This window comes from Klebsiella sp. MPUS7, assembly GCF_009905335.1.
Taxonomy (GTDB): Bacteria; Pseudomonadota; Gammaproteobacteria; order Enterobacterales; family Enterobacteriaceae; genus Klebsiella; species Klebsiella grimontii.
On sequence record NZ_CP047604.1, the window covers coordinates 2510365 to 2536079 of the forward strand.

The following is a 25715-nucleotide window of genomic DNA, read 5'->3' on the forward strand; positions in this document are numbered from 1 at the left end:
TCGCTTATCTCAGGCCGTCATGCGACGGCCTTCGACAGTGACCCGCCGCCAGGGGCGGTTAATATCACCCTCTTTGCTGTGAACAGCCCGCGCACTGCTTATTCTGGATCTGTTGGAAGAAGTCATTGCCTTTGTCATCCACGAGGATAAACGCCGGGAAGTTTTCCACTTCGATTTTCCAGATGGCTTCCATCCCCAGTTCAGGATAGGCCACGCACTCTAGGCTCTTGATGCTCTGCTGCGCCAGCACCGCCGCCGGGCCGCCGATGCTGCCGAGGTAAAAACCGCCGTGCTTATGGCAGGCGTCGGTGACCTGCTGGCTACGGTTGCCTTTGGCCAGCATCACCATGCTTGCGCCGTGGGATTGCAGCAAATCGACGTAAGAGTCCATGCGGCCAGCGGTGGTGGGGCCAAGGGAGCCGGACGCATAGCCTTCCGGGGTTTTCGCCGGACCCGCGTAGTAGATCGGGTGATCTTTGACGTACTGCGGCAGTTCCTCACCGTTATCGATAAGTTCCTTCAGCTTCGCATGGGCGATATCGCGGGCCACAATAATGGTGCCGTTGAGGGTCAGACGCGTCGAGACCGGGTGGGCGGAAAGCTGGGCCAGAATCTCGCTCATCGGCTGATTAAGATTGATGCTGACGACCCTGCCTTCACCCTGCTGGCGCAGGTGTTCAGGGATATACTGTCCCGGGTTGCTCTCCAGTTTCTCAATCCAGATACCGTGGCGGTTGATTTTGGCTTTGATATTGCGATCCGCCGAGCAGGAGACGCCCATGCCCACCGGGCACGACGCGCCGTGGCGCGGCAGGCGGATGACGCGGATATCGTGGGCGAAGTATTTGCCGCCGAACTGCGCCCCAAGACCGAGGTTTTGCGCCTCCGCCAGCAGTTCCTGCTCCAGCTGAATATCGCGGAAGGCCTGACCGTGCTCGTTACCTTCGGTCGGCAGTTCGTCGTAATAGTGGGTAGAGGCCAGCTTAACCGTTTTTAGCGTCGCTTCTGCCGAGGTACCGCCAATCACAAAGGCGATATGGTACGGCGGGCAGGCGGCGGTTCCCAGGCTACGCATCTTCTCGACAAGGTAGTTTTTCAGCTTCGCCGGCGTAATTAACGCTTTGGTTTCCTGATACAGATAGGTTTTGTTGGCCGAGCCGCCGCCCTTGGCCATACAGAGGAATTTATATTCGTCGCCGTCGACGCTGTAGAGGTCGATCTGCGCAGGGAGGTTAGTGCCGGTGTTGACCTCTTTATACATATCCAGCGGCGCATTCTGCGAATAGCGCAGGTTGTCCTCGGTATAGGTGTTATAGACGCCGCGGGCGAGGGCCGCTTCATCGCCGCCGCCGGTCCACACGCGCTGGCCTTTCTTGCCCATAATAATCGCCGTGCCGGTATCCTGGCAGGTGGGCAGCACGCCTTTGGCGGCGATGTCAGAGTTGCGCAGGAACTGCAGCGCCACATACTTATCGTTATCGCTGGCTTCAGGGTCGAGAAGGATCTGCGCGACCTGTTTCTGGTGGGACACGCGCAGCATAAACGCCGCATCGTGGAAAGCCTGCTGCGCCAGCAGGGTAAGGGCCTGAGGGTCTACTTTGAGGATCTCCTGGCCTTCGAATTCGGCGATGGAGACGTGCTCTTTGCTTAGCAGATAGTATTCAGTCTTATCTTTTGCCAGCGGAAACGCTTCCTGATAGACAAACGGTTTAGTCGACATTGCTTTGCTCCCTAAGAGTAAAACCGCCGGGGTTCAGCCCGACGGTTATGAATCAGAACATCATGGACATCCACGGATAGCCAATCAGCAGCAGGGCGGCCAGGAAGATGGCGCCGAAAATCGTGCCGAGACGCCAGTAGTCTTTGGTCGGCAGATAGCCGCTGCCGTAGTAAATTGGGCTGGGGCCGGTGCCGTAAGGGGTGATGATCCCCATCACGCCGAGCGAAGTCACCATCAGCAGCACGAAGACCTGCATATTCATCCCCGGAATGGTGGAGGCGATAGTCAGCATCGCCGGCAGCAGTGCGGTGGTGTGCGCGGTGGTGCTGGCAAACAGATAATGCAGCAGATAGAACGCCAGCAGCAGGACGACGGTCGCGACGCCCGGGGAGATGCCGCTCATCAGCGCGCCGCCCTCTTTACCCAGCCAGGCGATAAAACCGGTGGAGGAGAGGCCGTCGGCCAGCGCCACCAGAGTGGCGAACCAGGCAAAGGTATTCCACGCCGCTTTGTTGCTGGTGATATCGTTCCACGAGAGCACGCCGGTCCACAGCATCAGCACGATAACCAGCAGGGCGGCCAGCGCTGGTTCAATCCATTCGGCGGCGAAGATCCACATCATCAGCGCGAAGCAGACGAAGACCAGCAGCAGGATTTCATTGCGCGACAGGCGGCCCAGTTTTTCCAGCTCGCGGGCGGCCCACAGCGGCACTTCATCGTTGACCTTTACTTCCGGCGGGTAGAACCAGTAGGCCAGCAGCGGCATCGTCAGAATCAGCAGGATACCCAGCGGCAGGAAGGCGATAAACCAGGTGCCCCAGGAGATATTAATGCCGACGATGCTTTTCACCAGCGCCAGCGCCAGCAGGTTCGGCGCGAGCGCAGAGAGAAACATCGAACTGGTGATACAGGCGGCGGTGATCGCCACCCACATCAGGTAGGAGCCGATGCGGCGCGCGCTTGGGTCGTTAGGTTTAGAGCCGTACAGCGGCGGCAGGTTAGCGATAATCGGGTAGATGGTCCCGCCGCTGCGCGCGGTATTGGACGGCGTGAACGGCGCCAGCAGCAGGTCGGCGAAGGTAATGGCGTAGCCCAGCGTCAGGCTGCGGCGGCCGAGATATTTCACCAGAATCAGCGCCAGACGGCGGCCAAACTGGGTTTTATCGTAGCCGGCGGCAAACATGAAAGCACCGAAGATAAGCCATACGGTGGAGTTACCGAAACCGCTCACCGCCCATTTGAAGGAGGCGCCGGCAAGCTTAAAGTTCGGCGCGGCCAGCTGTTCAGGGCTAAAGAGTAGCCATTGGCTGCACAGGGCGATGACCACGACGCCGGTAATACCAATCACCGCGCCGGGCAGCGGTTCGAAGATCAGACCGACGATCACGCCGACGAAAATGGCAAAGTAGTGCCAGGCGTAAGGGGGGAGCCCTTCAGGCACCGGGACGAATAAGAGTAAAACGGCAACGATAATGGGCATCGCCATCATCAGCAGACGTTTATAAGCAGCATTTTTTGCTGCACCGGCAGGCGGTATGGTTGTCTTTTTCTCTTTCATAATGAGTATCTGCAAGTAGTTAAAAATAAGGTTTTGTCACCGGCTAACCGTCCGATTTCTTTAGTTTCGAAAGTTTCTTTAATTATTAATTGTCGGTTGTGGTTATTGCGCTGACCGTTATTTAACGCAGTTTACTGAGCGCTAAATTAAAATATTTGGTTATTTATATATTGCGCTTTCATGCGCCGTTGCAATTGATTGAGATCAAGAAAAGCGGGTTGTCAGACACTTTTTTATTATTGCGGATAACCCTGTTTAGTGAGGTGTTAATTTGTGGGGAATATGACTAAATGTTAAATTTTAATTGATTTGCATAATGAGTTTTAATTTTATCTATTTGAATTATAATATTTTTATTTTATTTTGCTTGAGCTGGATGTGTTAACAATGGTTTCCGATTTGTTATCGTTTATCTCTGTTGTGTGAATAAAATATTTTTAATTAATAATACAAAGGAGGTAGTGATGTTATTGCTGGTATTAAATAGTTTTTTAACTAACGTAATTACTTTGGTAACTAAAAATAGCGTTATATTATTGGCATGACTTAAGGGATTACTAAATACAAGTATAAATAATTCCGTCACCCAATTCTGAATTTTCAATATTTAAAATCTGGAGCGTCATGATGACCAGTAACCAACGAATTTTACACCCTTTTACTTTACCGAACGGCACCGAGCTAAAAAACCGCCTGTTGATGGCGCCGATGACCACCTGCACCGGTTATTTTGACGGTACCGTGACCAGTGAACTGGTGGAGTACTACCGCGCTCGCGCCGGCAGCATCGGCGCCATTATCGTTGAATGCTGCTTTATCGATGATTACGGTCTGGCGTTCCCCGGCGCTATCGGTATCGATAATGATGAGAAAGTGGCCGGTCTGGCGAAAATCGCCGCGGCGATCAAGGCCGAAGGCTCAAAAGCGATTCTGCAGATCTACCACGGCGGCCGGATGGTCGACCCGCAGCTTATCGGCGGACGCCAGCCGGTCGCCCCGAGCGCAATTGCCGCGCCGCGCGATGGCGCAGCCACGCCGCGTGCTCTGAGCGGGGTAGAAGTTGAAGGTATGATCGCGAAGTTTGGCGAAGGCGTACGCCGCGCCATTCAGGCCGGTTTTGACGGCGTCGAAATTCACGGCGCGAACACCTATCTGATCCAGCAGTTTTATTCACCAAACTCTAACCAGCGCGACGACGAGTGGGGCGGCAGCCGCGATAATCGCGCCAGGTTCCCGCTGGCGGTGCTCGACATCACCCACAAAATGGCCCGCCAGTACGCTGACGACGCCTTTATTATCGGCTACCGTTTCTCCCCGGAAGAGATGGAAGTCCCCGGCATCCGTTTTGCTGACACCATGTACCTGCTGGAAAAACTGGCCGCCCGCGGCGTGGACTATCTCCACTTCTCGGTTGGCGCCACGCTGCGCCCCTCTATCGTGGATACCAGCGATCCCACGCCGCTGATTGAAAAATACTGCGCCATGCGCTCTGAAACCCTGGCGCAGGTGCCGGTGATGGGCGTGGGCTGCGTGGTTAACGCGGCCGATGCCGGGCAGGGGCTGGATCACGGCTACGACCTGATGGCGGTTGGCCGCGCCTGTATCGCGTATCCTGACTGGACCGCGCGCATTGCCGCTGGCGAAGAGCTGGAACTATTTATTGACAGCACCCAGCGCGAAGCGCTGAACATTCCGGAACCGCTGTGGCGCTTCTCGCTGGTGGAGGCGATGATCCGCGATATGAGCATGGGCGACGCCAAATTCAAACCGGGGATGTTCGTCGAAACCGTTCAGGACGACGCCAACGAACTGGTGATCAACGTCAGCCTGGAAAACGACCGCATCGCCGATATCGCCCTGGCGGCGAGCCCGGTACAGACCGTCGAGTTCACCACCAGCTTTGAAGAGATCCGCGAGCGGATCCTCAGCGCCAACACCCCGCATGTGGATGCGATTTCCGGCGCGACCAGCCAGAGCGAAGCGGTGAAAAAGGCGGTTTCCAAAGCGATGCTGAAGTCCAGTAAAGCGCTGGCCGCCGAAGAGGGCGCGGGCGATGCGGCGCCGAAAAGCTACGATGTGGTGGTGGTCGGCAGCGGCGGAGCCGGTTTGGCGGCGGCGATCCAGGCGCACGATGAAGGCGCGAGCGTTCTGATCGTTGAAAAAATGCCGACCATCGGCGGCAACACCATCAAAGCCTCTGCCGGGATGAATGCCGCAGAAACCCGCTTCCAGCGCGTAAAAGGCATCGAGGACAGCAAAGAGCTGTTCTACCAGGAAACGCTGAAAGGCGGCAAAAACAAAAACGATCCGCAGCTGCTGCGCCGCTTCGTGGAGAATGCGCCGGAAGCCATTGAGTGGCTGGCGCGTCGCGGCATTATGCTTAACGATATCACCACCACCGGCGGGATGAGCATCGACCGTACCCACCGTCCGCGCGACGGGTCGGCGGTCGGCGGCTACCTGATCAGCGGCCTGGTGCGTAATATCACCAAACGCGGTATCGATGTCCTGCTGGATACGTCGGTGGAAGAGATCCTGATGAGCGGCGATGAGGTCAGCGGCGTGCGCCTGCTCACCGATGAAAACGAATCGGTTGTGGTACAGACGAAGAGCATTGTGGTGGCCACCGGCGGCTTCAGCGCCAACAGCGCGATGGTGGTGAAATACCGCCCGGATCTGGCGGGTTTTGTGACCACCAACCATAAAGGGGCCACCGGCGGCGGTATCGCGCTGCTTGAACGCATCGGCGCGGGCACCGTGGATATGGGCGAAATCCAGATCCACCCGACCGTCGAGCAGCAAACCTCGTATCTGATTTCCGAATCGATTCGCGGCGGCGGGGCGATTCTGGTGAACCCGCAGGGCAACCGCTTCTTCAACGAAATGGAGACCCGCGATAAGGTCTCCGCCGCGATTATCGCGCTGCCTGAACACTTCGCGTATATCGTCTTTGACGAGCACGTGCGGGCGAAAAACAAAGCCGCCGACGAGTACATCGCCAAAGGTTTCGTCACCAGCGCCAGCTCGCCGCGCCAGCTGGCGGAGAAACTGGGGATGGATTACCATGCTTTCCTCAATACGCTGGAGCGCTACAACGGCTTCGTTGAAAAACAGCATGACGATGACTTTGGCCGTACCACCGCGCTGCGCGCGCCGATCAATGAAGGCCCTTACCATGCGATTCGTATCGCGCCGGGGGTTCACCACACGATGGGCGGCGTGACCGTTAACACCGATACCGCGGTGCTAAACGCCGGTCATCAGGTGATTGCGGGCGCTTTTGCCGCGGGCGAAGTGGTGGGCGGCATTCACGGCGGTAACCGCATCGGCGGCAACGCGGTGGCCGATATCATTATCTTCGGGACCCTCGCGGGCCATCAGGCGGCGAAACGCGCCAGAAGTTAAGCGTCAGCGACCCCCGCCGGGCTGGCAAATTGACGGCCCGGCTTCTTATCTCTCTGAGGAGGGCAATATGTCCGACAACCGCGTCTACAGCTACTCCGCCGTACTGATGGGGTCGCCCATTCTCCTCAAGCTCTACGTTCACGATGAACCGCTCGCCTCCCGCGTCTTTCAGCTGATTAAAGGCTATGAAGATCTTTTCACCGTTAACCGCGCGCAGTCCCAGGTGATGGATATCAACCATGCCGCCGGGCGGCATCCGGTGACGGTGAGCCGCCCGGTGTATGCGCTGATTAAATGCGCCAAAGCCGCTAGCATGGTACGGGACAGCGCCTTTAACCTGGCGATCGGTCCGCTGGTGAAGCTGTGGCGCATCGGCTTCCAGGGGCAGAGCGTGCCCGCCGCGCAGGACATTGCCGCTCGCCTGACGTTAACGCGTCCGCAGGATGTGATCCTCGATGACGCCGTCGGCAGCGTCTATCTTGCCCGCGCGGGAATGGAGATTGACCTGGGGGCCATCGCGAAAGGCTATATCGCTGACCGGGTGCGCGATTATTTGCGGCAACAGGGCGTGAGCGCCGCGCTGATTAATCTCGGCGGCAACGTCCACACGCTGGGCGAATGGTCTATCGGGTTGAAAAAACCGTACTCGGCGGCGGATGCGCTGATTGGCAGCATTGCGGTGGCGGGGCAATCGGTGGTGACCTCGGGCATTTACGAACGCTACTTCGAGCAGGACGGCAAACGCTGGCACCATATTCTCGACCCGCGCAGCGGCTACCCGCTGGATAACGAGCTGGAAAGCGTAACGATTATTTCCGCCGACTCGCTGGACGGCGATATCTGGACCACCCTGATCTACGGCCTCGGCGTAGAGAAGGGATGCGCGGCGCTGCGCCAGCGCGAGGATATCGAAGCGATTTTCGTCACCAAAAACCGCGACGTTATCCTCTCTTCACAGCGCCATTTCCGCTTTCAACTGCTGGATGACGGCTACCGGCTTACTGGCTGTACTGCTTAAGCAGGCCGTACTGCTCGGCTATCAGGTGGTAGCGATACACCGGGCGTCCGGTGGCGCCATAGTGAATGCTGGTATAAAGAATGTTAATTTGCGCCAGCCAAATCAGGTATTTACGGCATGATACCCGGGATATATTTACCGCTGCCGCCAGCTCGTCGGTGGAGAACTCCACGTCCGGATGGGCATCAATCCACTGACAGAGGGTACGCAGCGTCTGCGGCGTCAGGCCTTTTGGTAACTTGCGCGAATCGGCGGCTTCCGGCACGCCGCCGTGGAGCAGCCGGTCGACGTCCGCTTGTTCATAATAGGGTTGACCGGTCATCAACTTGCGTTTTTCGCGCCAGGCGGTCAGCGCCTCTTCAAAACGCGGAAACTGGAAGGGTTTGATCAGATAGTCCACCACGCCGTAGCGCATGGAAGCCTGAACCGTCGCGGCGTCGGCGGCAGAGGTAATCATTATCACGTCGATAGCCCGCCCGGAAGCGCGAATGGCGGGCAGCAGATCGAGACCGCTATCCTGCTGCATGTAGACATCCAGCAGCACCAGATCGATCTCCAGATCCTTGTCGTTAACCATCTCCCTGGCTTTACTCAGCGTCGACGCCGTGCCGCTGCAGCGGAAGCCGCTGACTCGCCCCACGTACAGGCGGTTCAGTTCGGCAACCATGGCATCATCGTCAACAATTAATACATTTATCACGCACTTTTCCTTTTACTGTCCCACGGGAGATGAACGAAAAATTGGGTAAACACGCCGGGTTCGGATTCTACGGCCAGCGATCCGCCGAGTTCGCGAAGCTGCTGGCTGGCGAGAAACAGCCCGACGCCGCGGTTTTCGCCTTTAGTCGAGAAGCCCTTATTAAAAATATCATCGATAAAGGCTTCCGGGATACCGGGACCATCATCGCTGACTTCGCCGCTTAGCCAGCCGTTCTGATAGTGCAGCAGCAGGCTGACCTCGCCTTCGGCCTGGCCGCTCATGGCATCCAGCGCGTTCTCGATTAAATTGCCCAGCACCGTGACCAGCACGGTGATCTGTTTTTCATTCGGGCAGTCGGGCACCAGGCTCTCTTCGGCGAGGGTGAGGGTAAAACCCCGCTCCTTAGCGCGCTGAATTTTGCCGATCAAAAAGCCGGCCACCACCGGTGATTTAATCCGGTGCTGGATTTCGCCGATATCCGCCTGATAGGTGTGGGCGGTCTGCAGCACGTACTCCTCCAGCTTGTCGTAGCTTTTCATATTCAACAGGCCGAGAATCACGTGCAGCTTATTCATAAATTCATGCGACGTGGTGCGCAGGGCATCGACATAGTTCACCATCCCGTCGAGCCGCTGCAGCAGCTGGCTAACTTCGGTTTTGTCACGAAAGGTGCTGATCGCGCCGACCACGTCATCCTCGTCGCGAACGGGAACCGTGTTGCTGATCAGCAGCAGACCGTTGCACCCCAGCTCGCGATCGTAAATCGGCTCGCCGGTTTGCAGAACCTCCTGCAAATCCGCCAGCAGCGGCGTTTGCGCGATGTCGCTATCGGGGCCGCTGAACAGGATATCGCGCGCGGCGGGGTTAATCAGCGTCACCTGGCCGTCGGCGTCCACCGCCACCACGCCCTCTTTTAAAGAGTGCAGCATCGCCTGGCGCTGCTGGAACTGCGTTGAGATCTCCTGCGGCTCGAGGCCCAGCAGAACACGCTTCAGGCCGCGGACCAGGCTCCAGGTGCCGACGGCGCACACAACCGCGCTGAACAGCACGGTCAGGATCACGTCCCAGCGGCTGGCGGCGATCTGTGTATCCACTTTGCTCAGCGAAATGCCAATCGCCACCACGCCGATTTGCCGGCGGCTGTCGTCAAACACCGGGGTGAAGACCCGCAGCGCCGGAGCCAGCACGCCGTGGTTGACGGCGACGTTCTCCTTGCCCGCCAGCGTGGGCTGGATGTCCTCGCCGATAAAGGGTTTGCCGATAATCTGGCTATTGGGATGCGAGTAGCGAATACCGTCCATATTGGTGACGACGGCAAACAGCAGGCCATTGCGTCTGGCGACGGCCAGCGCCAGCGGCTGGATAATGCCGCTCTCCGGCGGCAGCGTCAGGCCGCGCTTGACTTCCGGGGCGTCGGCCAGCGTCCGCGCCACCGCCAGCGCCGTATCTTTGACGCCGTCGCGGGTTGCGCCGCTAATCTGCATAAACCACAGGGCATAGACCAGAATCAGTACTGAACCGATGACGCTGCCGATCATTAAGGTCACGGCGGTGCTCAGCTTCATACTCATTGCGCGTTTACGCGCGGGCGATGCCGGCTGCGCGAATTCATTCATACCCACCCCAGGACAAAACGTTTAGACAGGTATTATCGCTGAACCAGCACCTTTCATAAAGCCGTGTAATAAAAGCAAAATCAGCCTGATCGCCAAGCAGGCGGTCGCTATCTGCCGCCGACGGCCAGCAGATAGTCGATAAACGCCCGCAGCGGCGATGCCATTTGCCTACGGCTGGGGTAGTAAACGTAAAAACCGGGGAAAGCCGGGGTCCACTCTTTTAATCGCTGAACCAGCTGGCCCGTCGCCAGCCAGGGATCAACCTGATGGGCAAACTGATACGCAACGCCTGCGCCTGCGAGCGCCAATGGCGTCAGCATGGCCGGCTCATCGACCACGATGGGGCCTTTGACCGCAATCTCGCAGCTTTCGCCGTCGCGCTGAAACTCCCAGCGATACACGCTGGCGTCGCTTGGCCTTCGATAGGTCAGGCAGGGATGCTGCAGCAAATCCTGCGGTTTATGAAGCTGCGGCGCCTGCGCCAGGTAGCGCGGCGAGGCGACGACTTTCATTTCGAGGTCACCGCTCAGCCTGACGGCAACCATATCCTGATGGAGCTTTTCACCGAGACGAATTCCGGCATCGAAACCTGCCGAAACGATATCGACCAAAGCGTCATCAGTGACGATATCCAGCTCAATTTTGGGGTAGCGCTGCATAAAGCCGCCCAGTACCGGCGCCAGATAATGAATCGCGGCGATGCGCGAAACATTGAGGCGCAGGCGGCCCGCAGGCGCGCTGGCCGTCTGGGCATCGGTCACCGCGTCCTGGAGAGCCGCCAGCGCAGGGGCCAGCCGCTGCATCATGCGTTTACCGGCCTCGCTCGGCGCGACGCTGCGCGTGGTTCGGTGTAATAAACGTACGCCGATGCGCTCCTCAAGTCGGCGGATGGTTGCGCTTAAGGTGGAGGTCGTAACGCCGAGGTGCGCCGCCGCCCGGGTAAAGCTGCCTTGCTCAACGACCATCGCGAAGGCTTTTAATTCCGCAAAATCACTTCCCCGCATTATGGCGATTTCTCCAAACAGTCTTGTTGATAATAGGCATATTATCAAATAGTCCCTCGCTGGTTACCATCCTGATGAATATCATTTAACGGACAGGGGAAACGACGATGGCGAGATTTAGCGCAAAAAGAGTTCTTATCACCGGCGCGACCAGCGGGATCGGGCTTGCCGGAGCACAGCGTATCGATCGCGAAGGCGGTTGGGTGATTGCTACCGGGCGCGATCCCCGGCGGCTGGCGCTGCTACGCCGACAGCTCTCGGATCGGGCCAGGGTCATCGACAACGATGCCAGCGATCCCCTGACCGGCGCGGCGCTGGCCGAGGAAATTCACGCCTCCGGCGGGCTTGATGGTCTGTGGCTCAATGCTGGATATGCCGCCGTTGGGGAGCTATCGCAGATTGATGCCGCGGCCTTTGATCACATGATGGCGACCAACGTGCGCGGGCCGGTTCTTCAGATGGCGGCGCTCGCCGGGAAGCTTAATCCGGGGGCCTCGGTGGTGGTGACGGCATCCACTTCCGCTTATGAGGGGGCCGCGGCGGCGAGCCTCTATTCGGCGACAAAAGGGGCGCTGATTTCATTAACCCGCTGCTGGGCATCGGCGTTAGGGGAAAAAAATATCCGCGTCAACGCCCTGGTTCCCGGTCCGATTGATACCGATTTTCGTCATTTTATGCGCGATGAGGCGCGCCGCGAGTTTGAAGCCTCGGTGGTCAGTCGCCTGGCGCTTCACCGTCAGGGGACGGCGGCTGAAGCGGCTGAAGTGGCGCTGTTTCTGCTTTCCGACGCGGCGTCATTCGTCAGCGGAGGCCAGTACGCCGTTGATGGCGGGCTGACCCTGCGCTAATTCATCCTTGACGTCTTAGCTTAACCTCGTCGCGCCTGTGGTTGGATAACGACCAATCGGCAGCTGAATGGCTTCAGGGGGGCGAAAACTGTGACTTCGGTGGCGGTAAAGCGCGTCGCTTAAGCTTTACACTGCCATTAATAGCCATGGTCAATGAAAGGGTTTGCCTCAGGCCTGCGCTTTCGTCCCAGAAGGTTCTTTCGCGTTTAAATGGAGGTTTTTATGAGCAGTAAGCCAACCGCTTCAATGATGGAACGACGCCACCCTGAAACCACCCATATTGATAGTCTTGCCACCCTCGATATGCTGACGCTGCTGCACAAGGATGATAAGCGGATTGCCGATGCCATTGAGGCCTGTTTGCCGGCGATCGCGCGCCTGATTGATAACGCGACGGCGACGCTCAGCCGGGGAGGGCGGCTGGTGATTGTGGGGGCCGGGGCATCGGGCCATGCCGCCGTGCAGGCGGTGAGTGAATTTACCCCGGAGGGAAAACATTCGCTGGTCGGGCTGATTGCCGGCGGGCCGACCGCCGCCCGCCAGGAGCGGGACGCCGCGGCGAATAACTACAACCTTGGGGCTTTTGAACTTCAGGTGCTGCAGTTCAGCAACCAGGATATGCTGCTGGCGCTGACGGTCAGCGGTAAAACGCCATGGGTCTGGGGCGCGATGCGCCACGCCTGGTCGCTGGGCGCGCCGATTGCGGTTGTGACGCAGCAGGCCGCGAGCGAAGCCGCGCAGCTGGCGGATATCATCATCGCCCCGCAAACCGGGCCGGAGGCGGTGGCGGGCTTTGGTAATCCGAAAGCGCAAATCGCGCAGCGGCAGATCCTTAACATGCTGACCACCGGGCTGGCGATTCGCGCGGGACGGGTATATCAAAATCTGCGGGTCGATCTGCAGGCCAGTACCCCGCACGAGGCCGAGCGGCAGATAGCCATCGTGATGGCGGCGACGGCGTGCTCGCGCAGCGAGGCCAAAGCCGCGCTGGCCAGCTGCAATCAGCACTGCCGGACGGCGATATTCATGTTACTCAGCGGGCTGGATGCCTGGCAGGCGCGCGAGCTGCTGGCAGAGCATAACGACCATCTGCGGATTGCGCTGCGCGCGGCGCAGACGGTCGCCTGAATGAACGCACCCGGCGCGTATTCGCGCCGGGTGATAATTTAATTCGCCTATAGCGCTGGCGTTATTCCCCACCTTTTATCCTTTTATTTTTTTATTCCTGCGCGGGTAAATCGCTATTGCTTTCCCTATTCTCCATGTCGGCGTTGTTTTTACTTTTTTAAGTTAAAAAACCAGGTTAATGGTAATTAGCTATGTGTGCGAAAGTGTAAATGATATTTTAAAATAAAGTAAAAGTGCGTTAATATGTCCGCTCTTATTACACTTGTGCTATGTGATATTTCTATTATGCCTGCAATTAAAAATACGATTATATCTATGACCGCATTAGCGATGTTCGTCAGTACGGCGACTTTCGCAAATGACGATACCTCGAAAAAAACCGATTTCCTGCTGATTGGCGGCGGCATTATGAGCGCGTCGCTGGGGACCTGGCTGCATGAACTCCAGCCGGACTGGAAGCAGGTCATGGTTGAGAAGCTGGATGGCGTCGCGCTGGAGTCCTCTAACGGCTGGAACAACGCCGGTACCGGACACTCGGCGAATATGGAGCTGAACTATACGCCGGAACGCCCGGACGGCACCATCGACGTCAGCAAAGCGCTGGATATTAACGAACAGTTTATGATCTCCCGCCAGTTCTGGACGGCGCAGGTCAAACGCGGCATTTTGCACGATCCGCACTCCTTTATTAACTCCACCCCGCACATGAGTTTCGTCTGGGGAGATAACGTCGATTATCTGCAAAAACGCTACGCTGCGCTGCAGCAGACTACGTTATTCCAGGGGATGAAATTCTCTACCGACCACGCGCAAATAAAAGAGTGGGCGCCGCTGGTGATGGAAGGGCGCGATCCGCAGCAGCGCGTTGCGGCGACCTGGACCCCGGTGGGTACCGACGTTAACTATGGGGAAATAACCCGCCAGCTGATCGGTAGCCTGAAGAAAAATAACAACTTCACGCTGCAAACTTCTTCAGAAGTCACCGATTTTAAACGCAACGCCGATAATTCCTGGCACGTCACGATTAAAAACGTGAATAGCGGCGAGGAGCAGGCGATCGATGCGAAATACGTATTTATCGGCGCCGGCGGCGGCGCGCTGAAATTACTGCAAAAAACAGGTATTCCGGAAGCGGATAATTACGCCGGCTTCCCGGTAGGCGGTTCCTTCCTGATGACCGAAAACCCGGCGGTGACCAAAGCGCACCAGCAAAAAGTTTACGGTCAGGCCTCGGTGGGCGCGCCGCCGATGTCGGTTCCGCACCTTGATGCCCGTTTCCTCGACGGCAAGCGCGTGGTGCTGTTTGGGCCATTCGCCACTTTCTCGACCAAATTCCTGAAAAACGGTTCGTTCCTCGACCTGCTGAGCACCACCACCACCGATAACGTGCTGCCGATGACCCACGTGGGTCTGGACAACTTCGATCTGGTGAAATACCTCATCAGCCAGGTGATGCTGAGCGACGACGATCGTTTTGCGGCGCTGAAAGAGTATTACCCAAGCGCGCGTAAAGAGGACTGGAAGCTGATTCAGGCCGGTCAGCGCGTACAGATCATCAAAAAAGACGCAGAGAAGGGCGGCGTGCTGAAGCTGGGCACCGAAGTGGTGGTCGACGAGCAGAAAACCATCTCCGCGCTGCTGGGCGCTTCGCCGGGGGCTTCTACCGCCGCGCCGATTACCCTGAACGTGATTAAGCAGATGTTCCCTGAGCAGTTTAATTCGGCGGAATGGCAGCGCCGTATTCACGATATCGTACCGAGCTACGGTCAGAAGCTGAACGGCAACGTCGCGCTGACCCAGCAGGTTTGGGATGACACCGCGGCTGCGCTGCAGCTGACCAAACCGCCGGTAATTGAGATGAACGCCACCGCGCCGGTGATGACCGCCAAACCGGCAGAGCCGAAGGCGGAAACGTCGCCGCAGCACGATATGGCGCTGTAAGCCCGCGCCGTTGACATTGCCCGGTGGCGGCTGATGCCTCACCGGGCTCACGGGCCTCCCTTCGCCGTCCCGGCGAAAACGATACATTGTCATTATCCCTCTCCTCGCGCTGTTATCCCCCTTCCGGCTAATCCTTCATTCGTTAATTGCGGTTATACTGTCTTGAAATTACGAAAGAAAATGCAGGTGAAGACCGAAATGCGGAGCGCAGGGCAATGAAAGACGACATTAATCAGGACATCACCTTCCGCAAGCTGTCGGTATTTATGATGTTTATGGCTAAGGGCAATATCGCCAGAACCGCTGAAGCTATGCAGCTGAGCGGCGTCAGCGTTCACCGGGCGCTGCATACCCTGGAAGAGGGCGTCGGCTGTCCGCTGTTTATTCATAAAGGGCGCAATCTGCTGCCGCTGCCGGCGGCGTGGACGCTGCTGGAGTACTGCCAGGATGTGATGAGCCTGATGACCCGCGGGCTGGAGGCGACGCGCAAAGTAGCCGGCGTCGGGCAGGGGCGGCTGCGGATCGGTACGCTGTACTCGCTGACCCTTGAAACCGTGCCACGCATTATTATGGGCATGAAGCTGCGTCGTCCGGAACTGGAGCTGGATCTCACCATGGGCTCCAATCAGATGCTGCTGGATATGCTCGAAGATGACGCGCTCGATGCGATCCTGATCGCCACCAATGAAGGTGAATTCAATAATTCGGCGTTTGATGTGGTCCCGCTGTTTGAGGATGATATCTTCCTCGCCGCTCCGGCGACGGAGCAGCTCGATACCACCGCCCCCGCCGAGCTACGCGATTACGCCAGGCGTAAGTTCGTTTCGCTGGCGGAAGGTTTCGCCACCTATGCCGGATTTCAGGACGCTTTTCAGGTGGCCGGATTTGAGCCTGAAATCGTCACCCGAGTGAATGATATCTTTTCGATGATTAGCCTGGTGCAGGCGGGGGTAGGCTTTGCCCTGCTGCCGGGCCGCATGAAAAAGGTCTATGAAAACGATGTTCAGCTGCTGAAGCTGGCGGAGCCGTATCAGATGCGCCAGCTGATCTCCATTGTCTACTCGCACCATCGCGAGCGCGACGCCGACCTGCTGGCGCTGGCGGCTGAAGGGCGGATGTACGCCCGCAGCCTCAGCCGTTAAGCCGGTTCGCAAGGTGACGGGCGACGTCGATACCGCTGCGCTCCAGCGAAATGCACTCTCCCTGCCAGCCCGCCTGGCGGGTGAGGCAGGTCAGCACGCCGCCGGGGGGCATCTCGATCGCCAGCCGCGCGTCCCGTTCATCGGCGGCGATCGTGGCCTCCTGCCAGCGCACGGTTCGCGCCATATTCAGCGCCAGATCGTCGGCTATTCGCAACGGGTCCCATAACACGCGCGCCGTGGAGCCGCTCAGATACGCGCAGCGCGGTCGTTGCAGCGTGACGTCAGAGAAGGCTTTTGCCAGCTTAGCCGCCGGTTCATTCAGCAGCGCGCAGTGGGAAGGGACGCTAACCGCCAGCCGCTGAGCTTTACTGGCCCCAGCCGCCAGCGCCAGCTGGGCCACGCGCGCCATCTCGTCGTCGCGTCCGGCAATCACAATCTGCGTTTCAGCGTTAAGGTTGGCGATATAGAGGTCGCTGTCGGCAATCAGCTGTTCCACGCGGTCGAGCGTCAGGCCCATAATGGCGGTGAGCCCGTAGCCGTGGGGATAAGCCTGCTCCATTAAATCGCCGCGTAGCGCCACCAGCCGCAGGGCGTCGCTAAACGCCAGCGCATCGGCAATCACCGCCGCCGGGAAAGCCCCAATCGACAGGCCGCTGACCATGTCCGGATTCACTCCGTGACGCCGCAGTTCTCGCGCCCAGGCGATGCCTGCGATCAGCAGGCACAGCTGCACCGCGCGCGTGTGTTTTAACGCGGCGGCGCTATCTAAATGGTCTACTTCTTCGCCGAGCACGGTCCGCGCTTCGGCGAGAATATTCTGGCGGTCGGGAAGGTCGGCCAGCATATCCGGCCGCTGGTTTCCCTGACCGGGAAAGGTAAAGAGAATTTTCATGCTTCCTCCCTGTTCCACGGCGACGCGGTCAGGCGCGCGCCGCGGGACGTTTTCAGCAGGACGCGGCCATCGCGCAGCCACTCGTTTAGCGCAAACGCCCCGACGGGCGTTTCGACCTGGGTATCCGCCCGGCACGGCAGCTGCGCGACGCGGGACTGCCAGGCGAGCAGCGCCTCGCGGGGAAGCGGCAGCGGCGCGCGGATCAGCAGATCGAGATCGCTGGCGGCGTGCAGCACGGGAATTTCGGTGGCCAGCGCGTAGCCGGTACCGCCGGTAATGCCCCAGCGCCACGGCCAGGGATGTAAGGTCAGTGATATCGCCGCCTGAACCGGCGGCTGAGAGACAAACGGCGAGCGCAGGAGCAGCTGGCGGTCGGCGAGGGCTTCCGGGCTGACGGTACGGACGATATTTTCCCTCTGTACCCAGCCTGCGGCCCGCTGCTCGCGTTTCATACCCCGTACGCCCACCGGAACGCGGGCGTCGGCGTCAACGTCGCGTCGTACCACCACCGGCAGGCTAATACGCCAGTGCTGTGCGACCCAGGGCTCCTCAATCGCCTCCAGCGCGGCGGCATTATTCAACCAGATTAAATCGTGAGGACGCGGCGTTGATGACATCGTTAGATCCCTGACGTTAAAGTGATAAACAGCGGCAGCGACAGGATACACAGAACCGAGCTTAACAGCAGCACCGCTTCCGCATCCGGCGACTGCACGTCAAAGCGGTTGCCGAAGACCACGCCGAAGAAACCGGCCGCGAGGGCAATCATCAGAATCGCGGTAATGGCGATTGAACCGTGCAGCCCCAGCAGCATCACCAGACCCCAGGCGATAAACGGCTGCACCAGCAGTTTAACCACGGTAGAGGTGGCAATCAGCGTATTGAGCTGCAGCTTGCGCGCTGACAGGATTACCCCGGTGAGGAACAGCGCCGCGGCGGTCGCCGCCAGGCCCAGCGGCTTGATAGCGGCCAGCAGCAGATCCGGCATTTTGATACCGATCGCCGAGAGCACAACCCCCAGCAGCGGACCCCAGACAATCGGTTTTTTCACCGAACGCCACATCAGTACCGGCAGCATCGCCAGCGTCGAACCGCTGTTCTCTCCGGCGGCGAGCGCTTTTTCACGCTCCAGAATCAGCAGGCAGAACGGCGTCATCAGTACCGAGCCGCAGGCGATGGAAACGGCCACGGAGAGGGAGGTTGACGCGCCTTCGCCGAGCACGCTGCCCAGAATCGGCAGGCCAAGGGCGGCGTAGTTCGGCAGCGCGACGGTCAGGGTTAGCACGGCGGCATCCTGCGGCGAGCGCTTGAAGACGCGGGTGGCGAGGAAGTAGATAGCCGCATAGGTAATCCACATCGCTCCGGTGAGCACCAGCACCAGCGGCGATTGCGCGACAATACCGCTCCACGGCGTTTGCACCGTGGCGCTAAACAGCGTCGCGGGCAGGGCGAAATCCATTACGAAAATGTTGAGTAACGAGACGTTTTTGTTATCGACCATTTTGGCCTTACCGGCCCAGAAGCCCAGCAGCATAATGACAAAAATCGGCGCGAGGGCATGAATAATCACATAAGTCATAAATCACCTGTTAATAAAATAGAGTACTGGCGCGATTGTTATAATTTCTAAAAGCGGTCTCTTCCTGAGGCACGCAATCGGTGCCTCAGGCGGCCGCTTCCGGCAGGTTTTCTTCTACTTAGGGACTGACTACCAGCTGGCGCGCATGCGATCGCGCACCTGTTGGGAACTACGGCGGTTCGCCGCGCCAAGGCGGCACTTCAGCGAGGCATCCCGGCGGGCGTCAGCGATGGCGTCGCGCAGGGTGTCGGTGACCAGCGTCAGATCGCGGGCGTCCGGCGCGTCAGGATTGCTGATATCCAGCAGGGCGGAGAGCAGGCCGAGCGTCGCGTAGTTGCTGACGTCATAGGCCATCGGCGGAATGGTGGCCGCCAGTTTCTCCAGCGCCTCAACGCTACGTAGCGTGATACGCGCGGCGGATTCTTTGCCCATGGCGTGCACCAGTACGCCGGCGTCGTTAAAGGCGATCAGGCGATTGGCCTGGTAGCCGTGGGCCAGAAACGCCCCGGACATCGCTTTGCCGACAATCAGGCCAATCACCGGATGCCCGGCAAGACGCGCCTTCGCATACGCGCCCGCCGCGCCGGCCAGCGCCTGATGAATACCAAAGGCTTCTTCACGACGGCCGTAGGCCTGGCTGGGTACATCAATGACCGCAATAATCGGGCGCTTTACCGTTTTATCCGCATCGGCGTCGATGGTTTCGTTGACCACTTTCGCCAGCGTCCAGCCTTCAAGCAGGCCGACTTCGCCGTTGGCGGCGCGCGGGTAATGGTTGTTAGCATCCGGCACCACGGCGATAAAGCGCGCGGTTTCACCGTTAAAATCGGCGTCGGCAACCTGCACCGAGGGGCACAGACCGGTCATTAGTGGTGCGTTCGGCGCCAGCTGGTTTAGCCATAGCGCGGCGCGATGAGTGAACTGGCTCATTATTTCTCCTCCCGGGCGAATAGCCGTTTGATCTGCGCGGTGTCCGCCTGCTGGCGGGTATCGAAGTGGGTCAAACGGGTCAGGAAATCCTCATATTTGTCGCTGCGATGCCGGGCGGGAACGCCTTTGGCTATCGCTTCGTTCATTGCGGCTTTCACCGCGTTAACGCCGTCGCCGACCAGGGCATCCACCAGGCCGCTGGCGTAGCGAATTTCGCCGCCGGTCATGCTCCAGATAAACGGACGGTCGCGGGAGTCGTACTCTTCAATCCCCGCCTCCTGTTCGATAACCTGCGGTCCGTTGAGCCCCAATCGCGCTTCGCGGGTGACAATCAGGTAACTGCACAGCGCCGCGGCGATGGACATCCCGCCGAAGCAGCCAACGGTACCGGCGACAATGCCGACCACCGGGGTATAACGGCGCAGGTCGACAATCGCGGCATGAATATCGGCGATGGCGGCAAGCCCCAGGTTGGCCTCCTGCAGGCGCACGCCGCCGGTTTCCAGGCACAGCACCGCCTGGGTAGGAATACCGTTGCGGTTATCTTCCGCCGCCAGCTCAAGGGCGGCGGCCATTTTCGCGCCGGAGACTTCGCCCATGCTGCCGCCCTGGAAGGTGCCTTCGATGGCGATAACCACCGCCGGCTGGCCGTTAATGGTGCCTTTCGCAACCACCATGCCGTCGTCAGACTGCGGGACGATGCCCTGCGCGCCCAGCCACGGCGACATGATGCCTTCGAACGGGTCCAGCAGTTCGCGATAGCTGCCGTCATCCAGCAGGAAACGGGCGCGTTCGCGGGCGCGGAGTTCAATAAAGCTGCGATCGTTACGCATGAGCCACCTCCTCAAATACCTGTTCAATGCGGATCCGCGCGACGCCGGGGGTGGCGCCAAAGTCGTGGATCACCAGATCTCCGCCGGGCAGACCGTTAATCAGGCTCAGCCGTTCGAACAGCGCGCTCCAGCGCGCCTGGCTGTTGTCCACGGAGGTGGTGATCTCCACATTGAGCGTATTGCTCTGCCCGGCGGTATAGAGCACTTCCATATCGCCGGAGCCTACTACGCCTGCCAGCGCTTTGCCGCTGAGGGCGCGGTTGGCAGGGAATGACAATTTAATCTGTTCCATAACATCCTCTGAATGCGTTAAGCGGAAACCCGGTCGAGAAACAGGGTGGCGGCAAGCAGGTCCGCCGCGCCACCCGGCGAGGCGTTCTGCGCCAGCATCTGCGCATCAAGGCGCGCCAGCGCGGCCCGACCCTGAGCGGTCGCGCATCCTCCTGCCACCAGTACCTCGCCAGCGCCTTGTTGCATTGCGATAAGGCCCGCCATTCCGGCGCGGGAGAGCACGCAGGTATCGCTAAGCGAGGTCATAATCGCCATCAGCGCGTCAAGACGGGCCTGCTCCTCGCTGGCCCCCGCGGCCCGGCTGCGCAAAAGCTGCGGCAGCGCCAGGGTGGTGATATGCGGAAAAGCGCGCTGCGCTTCTTCCCGCGCGCCCGGAACCTGCCAGCGGCGGCTGGCGCGCAGGCCTTTACTAAAGGTCTTCGGCGCGCCGGCGTCCGGCAGACGGGCGAGGGCGGCGGCGGTTTCCGTAATCTTCTGTGCATGACTTTCTCCCCCCAGCATCGCCGTCGCGCTCACCAGCAGGCCCAGCGCCCAGATAGCGCCGCGGTGGGTATTGACCCCCGAGGTCGCCTGCATCATCTGCGCTTCGCCTTCGCGGCCCAGACGGCCGACGGTTTCGCGCAGGGCGATGTCCGCTGGCCGCCGCCAGCTTTGCTGTGCCAGCGCATGAAACGTTGGCTGCAGGCTACGGGCGGAGCGCTCCATCAGCGCCAGGTTCAGGTCCTGATGCGCGCCGTTGCCGCGACTGTCGACCAGACCCGGTTTGGGGCTGAGTCGCGCTTCGGCAACCAGGCAGGCGCTGGCGGTCTGGGCCAGCCAGCGGGCGCGGGTTTCGGCAATTTGGGGAGAGAGTTTTTTCATTACCAGCTCCGGAATTTTGCCGGTGGGTTGTAAAGCCCGTCGGACCACTCAACCAGGTCGGCTACGCTGCCGGCGGCGAGCAGGGAGCGGGTGGCGTCGCTGCGGCGGATACCGATATCTTCCGGATAGACGATTTTGCCGCTTTGGCGCAGTTCGGCCACGCGTTTGGCATCCACGCCGAGGCCGATGTCGGTGATCCCCGCTACCGCTGCGACCATTGCCCGGCGCTCTTCGAGACTTTCCGCGCGGTAGAGGTAAGCGATACCTTCTTCGGTCAGCACGTGGGTGACGTCATCGCCGTAAATCATTACCGGCGCCAGCGGCATGCCGGAGGTTTTGGCCACCTCTACGGCGTCGAGTTTTTCCACGAAGGTCGGTTTCACGCCCGCCTGGAAGGTTTCCACCATTTGCACGACCAGCTTTTTACCGCGCTGCATCGGGTCCGGTTCGGTAATCATGTTGAGCCATGCCGGGGTGGCGTGGCGGCGACCGTGCGGGTCGTGGCCCATATTCGGCGCGCCGCCGAAGCCGGAAAGACGACCACGGGTGACGGTAGAGGAGTTGGCATAGCCATCCACCTGGAGGGTTGAGCCGATAAACATATCCACCGCATACTGCCCCGCCAGCTGGCAGAACGCGCGGTTGGAACGCATGGAGCCGTCGGCGCCGGTAAAGAAGATATCCGGGCGCGCGCGAATGTACTCTTCCATCCCCAGTTCGCCGCCGAAGCAGTGCACGCTCTCGACCCAACCGCTTTCAATGGCCGGAATAAGGGTCGGATGCGGGTTTAGCGTCCAGTGTTTACAGATTTTGCCCTTCAGGCCGAGCTGTTCGCCGTAGGTCGGTAGCAGCAGTTCGATGGCGGCGGTGTTAAAGCCGATCCCGTGGTTGAGGGATTGCACCTGATGCTCGGCGTAGATGCCTTTAATCGCCATCATCGCCATCAGGATATGTTCCTGCTTAATCAGGCGCGGGTCGCGAGTAAACAGCGGCTCGATAAAAAACGGTTTATCGGCGACAACGATATAGTCAATCCACGAACCGGGGATATCCACGCGCGGCAGATCGCACTCGTCATCAACCAGTTCGTTGACCTGCGCAATGACGATGCCGTCGTGGAACGCGGCGGCTTCCACCAGCGCCGGAGTGTCTTCGGTGCTCGGCCCGGTGTAGAGGTTGCCCTTGCGGTCGGCTTTATAACCGGCGATCAGCGCGACGTTCGGCGACAGGTCGACGTACAGACGAGAGTAAAGCTCGATATAGGTGTGAATCGCGCCGATTTCCAGCAGGCCATCTTCCAGCAACTGCGAAATGCGCAGACTTTGGGTGCCGGAGAAGGAGAAATCGAGCTTGCGGGCGATGCCTTTTTCGAAAAGGTCCAGGTGCTCGCTGCGCCCGACGCTCGGCATAATCATATGCAGGTCGTGAATTTTTTGCGGGTTAACCTCCGCCAGCATCCGTGAGAGGAAATCTGCCTGTTTCTGGTTGTTGCCTTCCAGTACCACCCGGTCGCCGGGGGCCAGCAGATGTTCCAGTACGGCAACCAGCTGGTCAGTGGGGATCACTTTGCCCGAGATTTTCGCCTCGGCCAGTCGCCGCTGTTTTTCCGTACGGCGACGGTTCCAGACTCGCCCCGTCGTTTGTTCGGCATTCATTATTAACCTCCTGATTCGACAAATCGTTTTGATTGCCCTGGTGTGGGAGTAAGTGTGCGTCCCGAGGTGGCGGGCATCAATTAAGGCCGATGGCGAATCGTTAGCGTAAGAGTAATGATTGGCGGGGCAGAGATGTGATGACGATCAATAATGATTGCGAATGATTGGTCTACGAGTGGGGGACGTACTGGGTTGAGGCATTGACGCGGCTTCCCGGCTCGCACTGCGTTTAGCCGGGCTACAGGTTAAAGGTCGTCTGCGGGCCGGTAGCCCGGACAGATGCGCCAGCATCGCCTCCGGGGGAACTGCGAGCAATCTCGTTAGTTTTTACTTAAATCACTCAGCAGGAAGGCGATGCTTTGCCCGGCCACCGTCTGTTCGAGGGCGATTTTGACAATAATCGTCAGCGGTACCGAGAGCAGCATCCCCACCGGCCCCAGCAGCCAGCCCCAGAAAATTAATGACAGGAAGACCACCAGCGTCGATAGCCCCAGCCCGCGGCCCATAATGCGCGGTTCAAGGATATTGCCGAACACCAGGTTGATCGCCAGATAGCCCGCCAGCACCACCAGCGCCTCATACAGACCGCCAAATACCAGCACCTGCAAAATCGGCGGGATGGCCGCGAGAACCGAACCGATATTGGGAATGTAGTTGAGCGCAAAAGCCAGCAGTCCCCACATAAAGGCAAAGCGGACGTCCAGCAGCACCAGCATTCCCCAGACCACCAGCCCGGTCACCAGGCTGATGGCGGTTTTGAGCACCAGATAGTGAGAGACGCTATCCAGCGCGCGCTGAATCGCGCCCATTCCCTCCACCGGCCGCGACATCAGCTGCTGCAGCTTCGCGGGAAGCTGCGGTACTTCCAGCAGCATAAACACCACCGTCAGCAGCAGCAGGAAGATAGAGGACATCGCGTTGGAAAGCTGGGTAAGCAGCCCGGTTACCAGGGTCATCACCGCGTTGGGGTCTATATATTTATTCAGCTCCACCACCGACACGGTAAAGCCGAAGCGCTGCAGCCACGGCGCGACGGTCTGCATCGGTTCATAGAGATAGTTGCGATACTGCGGCAGGGTGCGCGCAAGCTCGTTAAGCGAGGTGCCGAGCGAGGCCAGCAGCACCACGGCCAGCAGGACAATCACCCCGACCAGGAGCGAAATCGCCAGTACCCGCGGCACCCGGCAGCGCACCATCAGCTGAACCAGCGGGTTAATCACCACCGCCAGAAAGATCGCCAGCACAAAAGGCACGATAATATCCGCCGCGAAGCGGATGCCTGTAAGGATGATAACCAGCATGCCGAGCATGATGACTATTTTTAAGCCGTTAAGCGTGATGATGGGTTTGGCCATACCGCTCCCTGCGCGAGAAAAAATGGGGTCTAATAGGAGTCATTGTAGACGTTGGCAAAGTCGGCGTCTCAACGCGTCGCCTCAGTTAAAATGAAAAAAACCGACCCATTAATAAATAATGACTGGAACGATATCATAATGGCGTTTGCTATCGGAAAAAACTAATCCAAATCAAATAGCAGAGGTAAAGAACTGCAAAGTCTTTGAGTTAAATGTAGTGTTATGGTACAAATCTGCGTGTGTATAACTACAGAGGACAATTTTCATCCGCAAATGATGAGAAGCAATACCGCGGATAATTGTAATTTTATGGACAATCAGTTCAGGATGTATATTTCGCTTCACCCTGCAGTCTCCCACTCCAACTCCCGCTTCCTCGGCGAGCAGCACTGGCGCTCGGCGCTTTAGTCTTCTTCTCTCTGCCTGAGCTGGCGCGCTGCGCACGGCTAAAATAACGTCAGAATTTTTCCGGTTTACTTCGCTGTAAGCCGTAATGGATTATATTCTCAAGCAGGAGAAGGGATCATGTTTTATTGGATTTTATTAGCTTTAGCAATCGTTGCTGAAATTACCGGCACTTTGTCGATGAAATGGGCAAGCGTAAGCGGCGGCCACACTGGTTTTATTTTAATGCTGGTGATGATTGCGCTTTCCTATATTTTCCTGGCTTTCGCCGTGAAAAAAATCGCCCTCGGCGTGGCCTATGCCCTATGGGAAGGGATCGGCATTTTACTGATCACGATTTTCAGCGTTCTGCTGTTTGATGAAACGCTGTCGACGATAAAAATTGCCGGTCTGGTCACCCTGGTCGCCGGGATTGTATTGATTAAATCGGGAACGCAGAAAACGGTGAAACCGGGCAAGGAGAAAACTCATGCAACAGTTTGAGTGGGTCCATGCCGCCTGGCTGGCGCTGGCTATCGCGCTGGAAATTATGGCCAACGTTTTTCTTAAGTTTTCCGACGGTTTTCGACGTAAGTTCTATGGCCTTATGTCGCTGGCGGCGGTTCTTGGCGCCTTCAGCGCGCTTTCGCAGGCGGTCAAAGGGATTGACCTGTCGGTGGCCTATGCGCTGTGGGGCGGTTTCGGCATCGCGGCGACCATTGCCGCCGGCTGGGTGCTGTTTGGCCAGCGTCTGAATCATAAAGGCTGGGCCGGCCTGCTCCTGCTGGTGGTCGGCATGGTGTTAATTAAACTCGCCTGATATGATGCCGCCTGTGGATGCGGGCGGCAAATTCT

The 25715-nt window shown here is 58.7% G+C and carries 22 protein-coding genes; 8 read left to right on the plus strand and 14 right to left on the minus strand.

Features of this window, described 5'->3' with window-relative positions; translation table 11 throughout:
- Positions 1-64: 64 nt before the first annotated feature.
- Complete coding sequence (gene fumA / locus GUC22_RS11800) at positions 65-1720, minus strand: class I fumarate hydratase FumA (protein WP_134878421.1); 1656 nt, start codon at positions 1718-1720, stop codon at positions 65-67.
- A 52-nt stretch (positions 1721-1772) separates the two neighbouring features.
- Entirely contained in the window at positions 1773-3278 is a 1506-nt protein-coding gene (locus GUC22_RS11805) for an anion permease (RefSeq protein WP_024358016.1), read from the minus strand.
- 627 nt (positions 3279-3905) lie between these two features.
- On the opposite strand from GUC22_RS11805, the gene GUC22_RS11810 reads away from it, so the two are divergent.
- Positions 3906-6683 (plus strand): flavocytochrome c, encoded by a 2778-nt coding sequence (locus GUC22_RS11810; RefSeq protein WP_160183888.1) that lies wholly within the window; start codon positions 3906-3908, stop codon positions 6681-6683.
- 67 nt (positions 6684-6750) lie between these two features.
- Entirely contained in the window at positions 6751-7701 is a 951-nt protein-coding gene (locus GUC22_RS11815; RefSeq protein ID WP_160183525.1) for an FAD:protein FMN transferase, read from the plus strand.
- Here GUC22_RS11815 and dcuR read toward each other — a convergent pair.
- The 3 genes from dcuR to GUC22_RS11830 all read right to left on the minus strand — a co-directional run bounded on the left by dcuR (position 7682) and on the right by GUC22_RS11830 (position 11021).
- Positions 7682-8401: a two-component system response regulator DcuR gene (gene dcuR, locus GUC22_RS11820; protein ID WP_004119659.1), complete on the minus strand. Its 720-nt coding sequence runs from the start codon at positions 8399-8401 to the stop codon at positions 7682-7684. The genes GUC22_RS11815 and dcuR overlap by 20 nt on opposite strands.
- On the minus strand, positions 8398-10017 hold the full coding sequence (locus tag GUC22_RS11825) for a sensor histidine kinase (RefSeq protein ID WP_032711022.1): 1620 nt from the start codon (positions 10015-10017) through the stop codon (positions 8398-8400). The genes dcuR and GUC22_RS11825 overlap by 4 nt, the downstream gene beginning before the upstream one ends.
- Positions 10018-10124: 107 nt before the next feature.
- Positions 10125-11021 carry a LysR family transcriptional regulator gene (locus GUC22_RS11830; RefSeq protein ID WP_098065847.1) on the minus strand — a complete coding sequence of 299 codons (897 nt, stop codon included), beginning with the start codon at positions 11019-11021 and terminating at the stop codon, positions 10125-10127.
- 107 nt (positions 11022-11128) lie between these two features.
- On the opposite strand from GUC22_RS11830, the gene GUC22_RS11835 reads away from it, so the two are divergent.
- From GUC22_RS11835 to GUC22_RS11850, 4 genes are all read left to right on the plus strand, one after another.
- Complete coding sequence (locus tag GUC22_RS11835) at positions 11129-11869, plus strand: SDR family oxidoreductase (RefSeq protein WP_049088930.1); 741 nt, start codon at positions 11129-11131, stop codon at positions 11867-11869.
- 222 nt (positions 11870-12091) lie between these two features.
- A complete protein-coding gene (locus GUC22_RS11840; protein ID WP_160183526.1) occupies positions 12092-12997 on the plus strand; it encodes an N-acetylmuramic acid 6-phosphate etherase in 906 nt (301 codons plus the stop codon).
- A gap of 330 nt (positions 12998-13327) precedes the next feature.
- Positions 13328-14938, plus strand: coding sequence for a malate dehydrogenase (quinone) (mqo, locus tag GUC22_RS11845; RefSeq protein ID WP_236039683.1), 1611 nt, complete (start codon positions 13328-13330; stop codon positions 14936-14938).
- A 215-nt stretch (positions 14939-15153) separates the two neighbouring features.
- A complete protein-coding gene (locus GUC22_RS11850; protein ID WP_004135593.1) occupies positions 15154-16080 on the plus strand; it encodes a LysR substrate-binding domain-containing protein in 927 nt (308 codons plus the stop codon).
- Here GUC22_RS11850 and mdcH read toward each other — a convergent pair.
- The 9 genes from mdcH to GUC22_RS11895 form a co-directional block, all read right to left on the minus strand.
- A complete protein-coding gene (gene mdcH, locus GUC22_RS11855; protein ID WP_082237101.1) occupies positions 16070-16972 on the minus strand; it encodes a malonate decarboxylase subunit epsilon in 903 nt (300 codons plus the stop codon). The two genes, GUC22_RS11850 and mdcH, sit on opposite strands and share 11 nt — an antisense overlap.
- Positions 16969-17589: a malonate decarboxylase holo-ACP synthase gene (locus GUC22_RS11860; RefSeq protein ID WP_024358024.1), complete on the minus strand. Its 621-nt coding sequence runs from the start codon at positions 17587-17589 to the stop codon at positions 16969-16971. Before GUC22_RS11860 ends, mdcH begins: the two co-directional genes overlap by 4 nt.
- A 2-nt stretch (positions 17590-17591) precedes the next feature.
- A complete protein-coding gene (locus GUC22_RS11865; RefSeq protein ID WP_148855182.1) occupies positions 17592-18551 on the minus strand; it encodes an AEC family transporter in 960 nt (319 codons plus the stop codon).
- 129 nt (positions 18552-18680) lie between these two features.
- Entirely contained in the window at positions 18681-19481 is an 801-nt protein-coding gene (mdcE, locus tag GUC22_RS11870) for a biotin-independent malonate decarboxylase subunit gamma (protein WP_049086383.1), read from the minus strand.
- Positions 19481-20314 carry a biotin-independent malonate decarboxylase subunit beta gene (locus tag GUC22_RS11875; protein WP_004135604.1) on the minus strand — a complete coding sequence of 278 codons (834 nt, stop codon included), beginning with the start codon at positions 20312-20314 and terminating at the stop codon, positions 19481-19483. Before GUC22_RS11875 ends, mdcE begins: the two co-directional genes overlap by 1 nt.
- Complete coding sequence (mdcC, locus tag GUC22_RS11880; RefSeq protein WP_004135606.1) at positions 20307-20606, minus strand: malonate decarboxylase acyl carrier protein; 300 nt, start codon at positions 20604-20606, stop codon at positions 20307-20309. Before mdcC ends, GUC22_RS11875 begins: the two co-directional genes overlap by 8 nt.
- 17 nt (positions 20607-20623) lie before the next feature.
- Entirely contained in the window at positions 20624-21466 is an 843-nt protein-coding gene (locus GUC22_RS11885) for a triphosphoribosyl-dephospho-CoA synthase (RefSeq protein ID WP_064342759.1), read from the minus strand.
- Positions 21466-23121, minus strand: a complete 1656-nt coding sequence (mdcA, locus tag GUC22_RS11890; protein ID WP_064342758.1) for a malonate decarboxylase subunit alpha — start codon at positions 23119-23121, stop codon at positions 21466-21468. Before mdcA ends, GUC22_RS11885 begins: the two co-directional genes overlap by 1 nt.
- A 320-nt stretch (positions 23122-23441) precedes the next feature.
- Entirely contained in the window at positions 23442-24476 is a 1035-nt protein-coding gene (locus GUC22_RS11895) for an AI-2E family transporter (protein WP_004135610.1), read from the minus strand.
- A gap of 525 nt (positions 24477-25001) precedes the next feature.
- On the opposite strand from GUC22_RS11895, the gene mdtJ reads away from it, so the two are divergent.
- Complete coding sequence (gene mdtJ, locus GUC22_RS11900; RefSeq protein ID WP_004135616.1) at positions 25002-25364, plus strand: multidrug/spermidine efflux SMR transporter subunit MdtJ; 363 nt, start codon at positions 25002-25004, stop codon at positions 25362-25364.
- The gene (gene mdtI / locus GUC22_RS11905) at positions 25351-25680 is read left to right on the plus strand and encodes a multidrug/spermidine efflux SMR transporter subunit MdtI (protein WP_004119685.1); all 330 of its coding nucleotides are present in this window, start codon (positions 25351-25353) and stop codon (positions 25678-25680) included. The genes mdtJ and mdtI overlap by 14 nt, the downstream gene beginning before the upstream one ends.
- The last annotated feature ends 35 nt before the right edge of the window (positions 25681-25715 follow it).

Coding starts and splice junctions, on each gene's coding strand:
- GUC22_RS11840 (WP_160183526.1), top strand. CDS start 12,092: ATGAGCAGTAAGCCAACCGCTTCAATGATGGAACGACGCCACCCTGAA.
- mdcC (WP_004135606.1), bottom strand. CDS start 20,606: ATGGAACAGATTAAATTGTCATTCCCTGCCAACCGCGCCCTCAGCGGC.
- GUC22_RS11895 (WP_004135610.1), bottom strand. CDS start 24,476: ATGGCCAAACCCATCATCACGCTTAACGGCTTAAAAATAGTCATCATG.
- GUC22_RS11815 (WP_160183525.1), top strand. CDS start 6,751: ATGTCCGACAACCGCGTCTACAGCTACTCCGCCGTACTGATGGGGTCG.
- mdcA (WP_064342758.1), bottom strand. CDS start 23,121: ATGAATGCCGAACAAACGACGGGGCGAGTCTGGAACCGTCGCCGTACG.
- GUC22_RS11810 (WP_160183888.1), top strand. CDS start 3,906: ATGACCAGTAACCAACGAATTTTACACCCTTTTACTTTACCGAACGGC.
- mqo (WP_236039683.1), top strand. CDS start 13,328: ATGTTCGTCAGTACGGCGACTTTCGCAAATGACGATACCTCGAAAAAA.
- mdcE (WP_049086383.1), bottom strand. CDS start 19,481: ATGAGCCAGTTCACTCATCGCGCCGCGCTATGGCTAAACCAGCTGGCG.
- GUC22_RS11830 (WP_098065847.1), bottom strand. CDS start 11,021: ATGCGGGGAAGTGATTTTGCGGAATTAAAAGCCTTCGCGATGGTCGTT.
- GUC22_RS11875 (WP_004135604.1), bottom strand. CDS start 20,314: ATGCGTAACGATCGCAGCTTTATTGAACTCCGCGCCCGCGAACGCGCC.
- GUC22_RS11865 (WP_148855182.1), bottom strand. CDS start 18,551: ATGACTTATGTGATTATTCATGCCCTCGCGCCGATTTTTGTCATTATG.
- GUC22_RS11850 (WP_004135593.1), top strand. CDS start 15,154: ATGAAAGACGACATTAATCAGGACATCACCTTCCGCAAGCTGTCGGTA.
- GUC22_RS11885 (WP_064342759.1), bottom strand. CDS start 21,466: ATGAAAAAACTCTCTCCCCAAATTGCCGAAACCCGCGCCCGCTGGCTG.
- mdtJ (WP_004135616.1), top strand. CDS start 25,002: ATGTTTTATTGGATTTTATTAGCTTTAGCAATCGTTGCTGAAATTACC.
- GUC22_RS11805 (WP_024358016.1), bottom strand. CDS start 3,278: ATGAAAGAGAAAAAGACAACCATACCGCCTGCCGGTGCAGCAAAAAAT.
- mdcH (WP_082237101.1), bottom strand. CDS start 16,972: ATGAAAATTCTCTTTACCTTTCCCGGTCAGGGAAACCAGCGGCCGGAT.
- GUC22_RS11835 (WP_049088930.1), top strand. CDS start 11,129: ATGGCGAGATTTAGCGCAAAAAGAGTTCTTATCACCGGCGCGACCAGC.
- fumA (WP_134878421.1), bottom strand. CDS start 1,720: ATGTCGACTAAACCGTTTGTCTATCAGGAAGCGTTTCCGCTGGCAAAA.
- GUC22_RS11860 (WP_024358024.1), bottom strand. CDS start 17,589: ATGTCATCAACGCCGCGTCCTCACGATTTAATCTGGTTGAATAATGCC.
- mdtI (WP_004119685.1), top strand. CDS start 25,351: ATGCAACAGTTTGAGTGGGTCCATGCCGCCTGGCTGGCGCTGGCTATC.
- GUC22_RS11825 (WP_032711022.1), bottom strand. CDS start 10,017: ATGAATGAATTCGCGCAGCCGGCATCGCCCGCGCGTAAACGCGCAATG.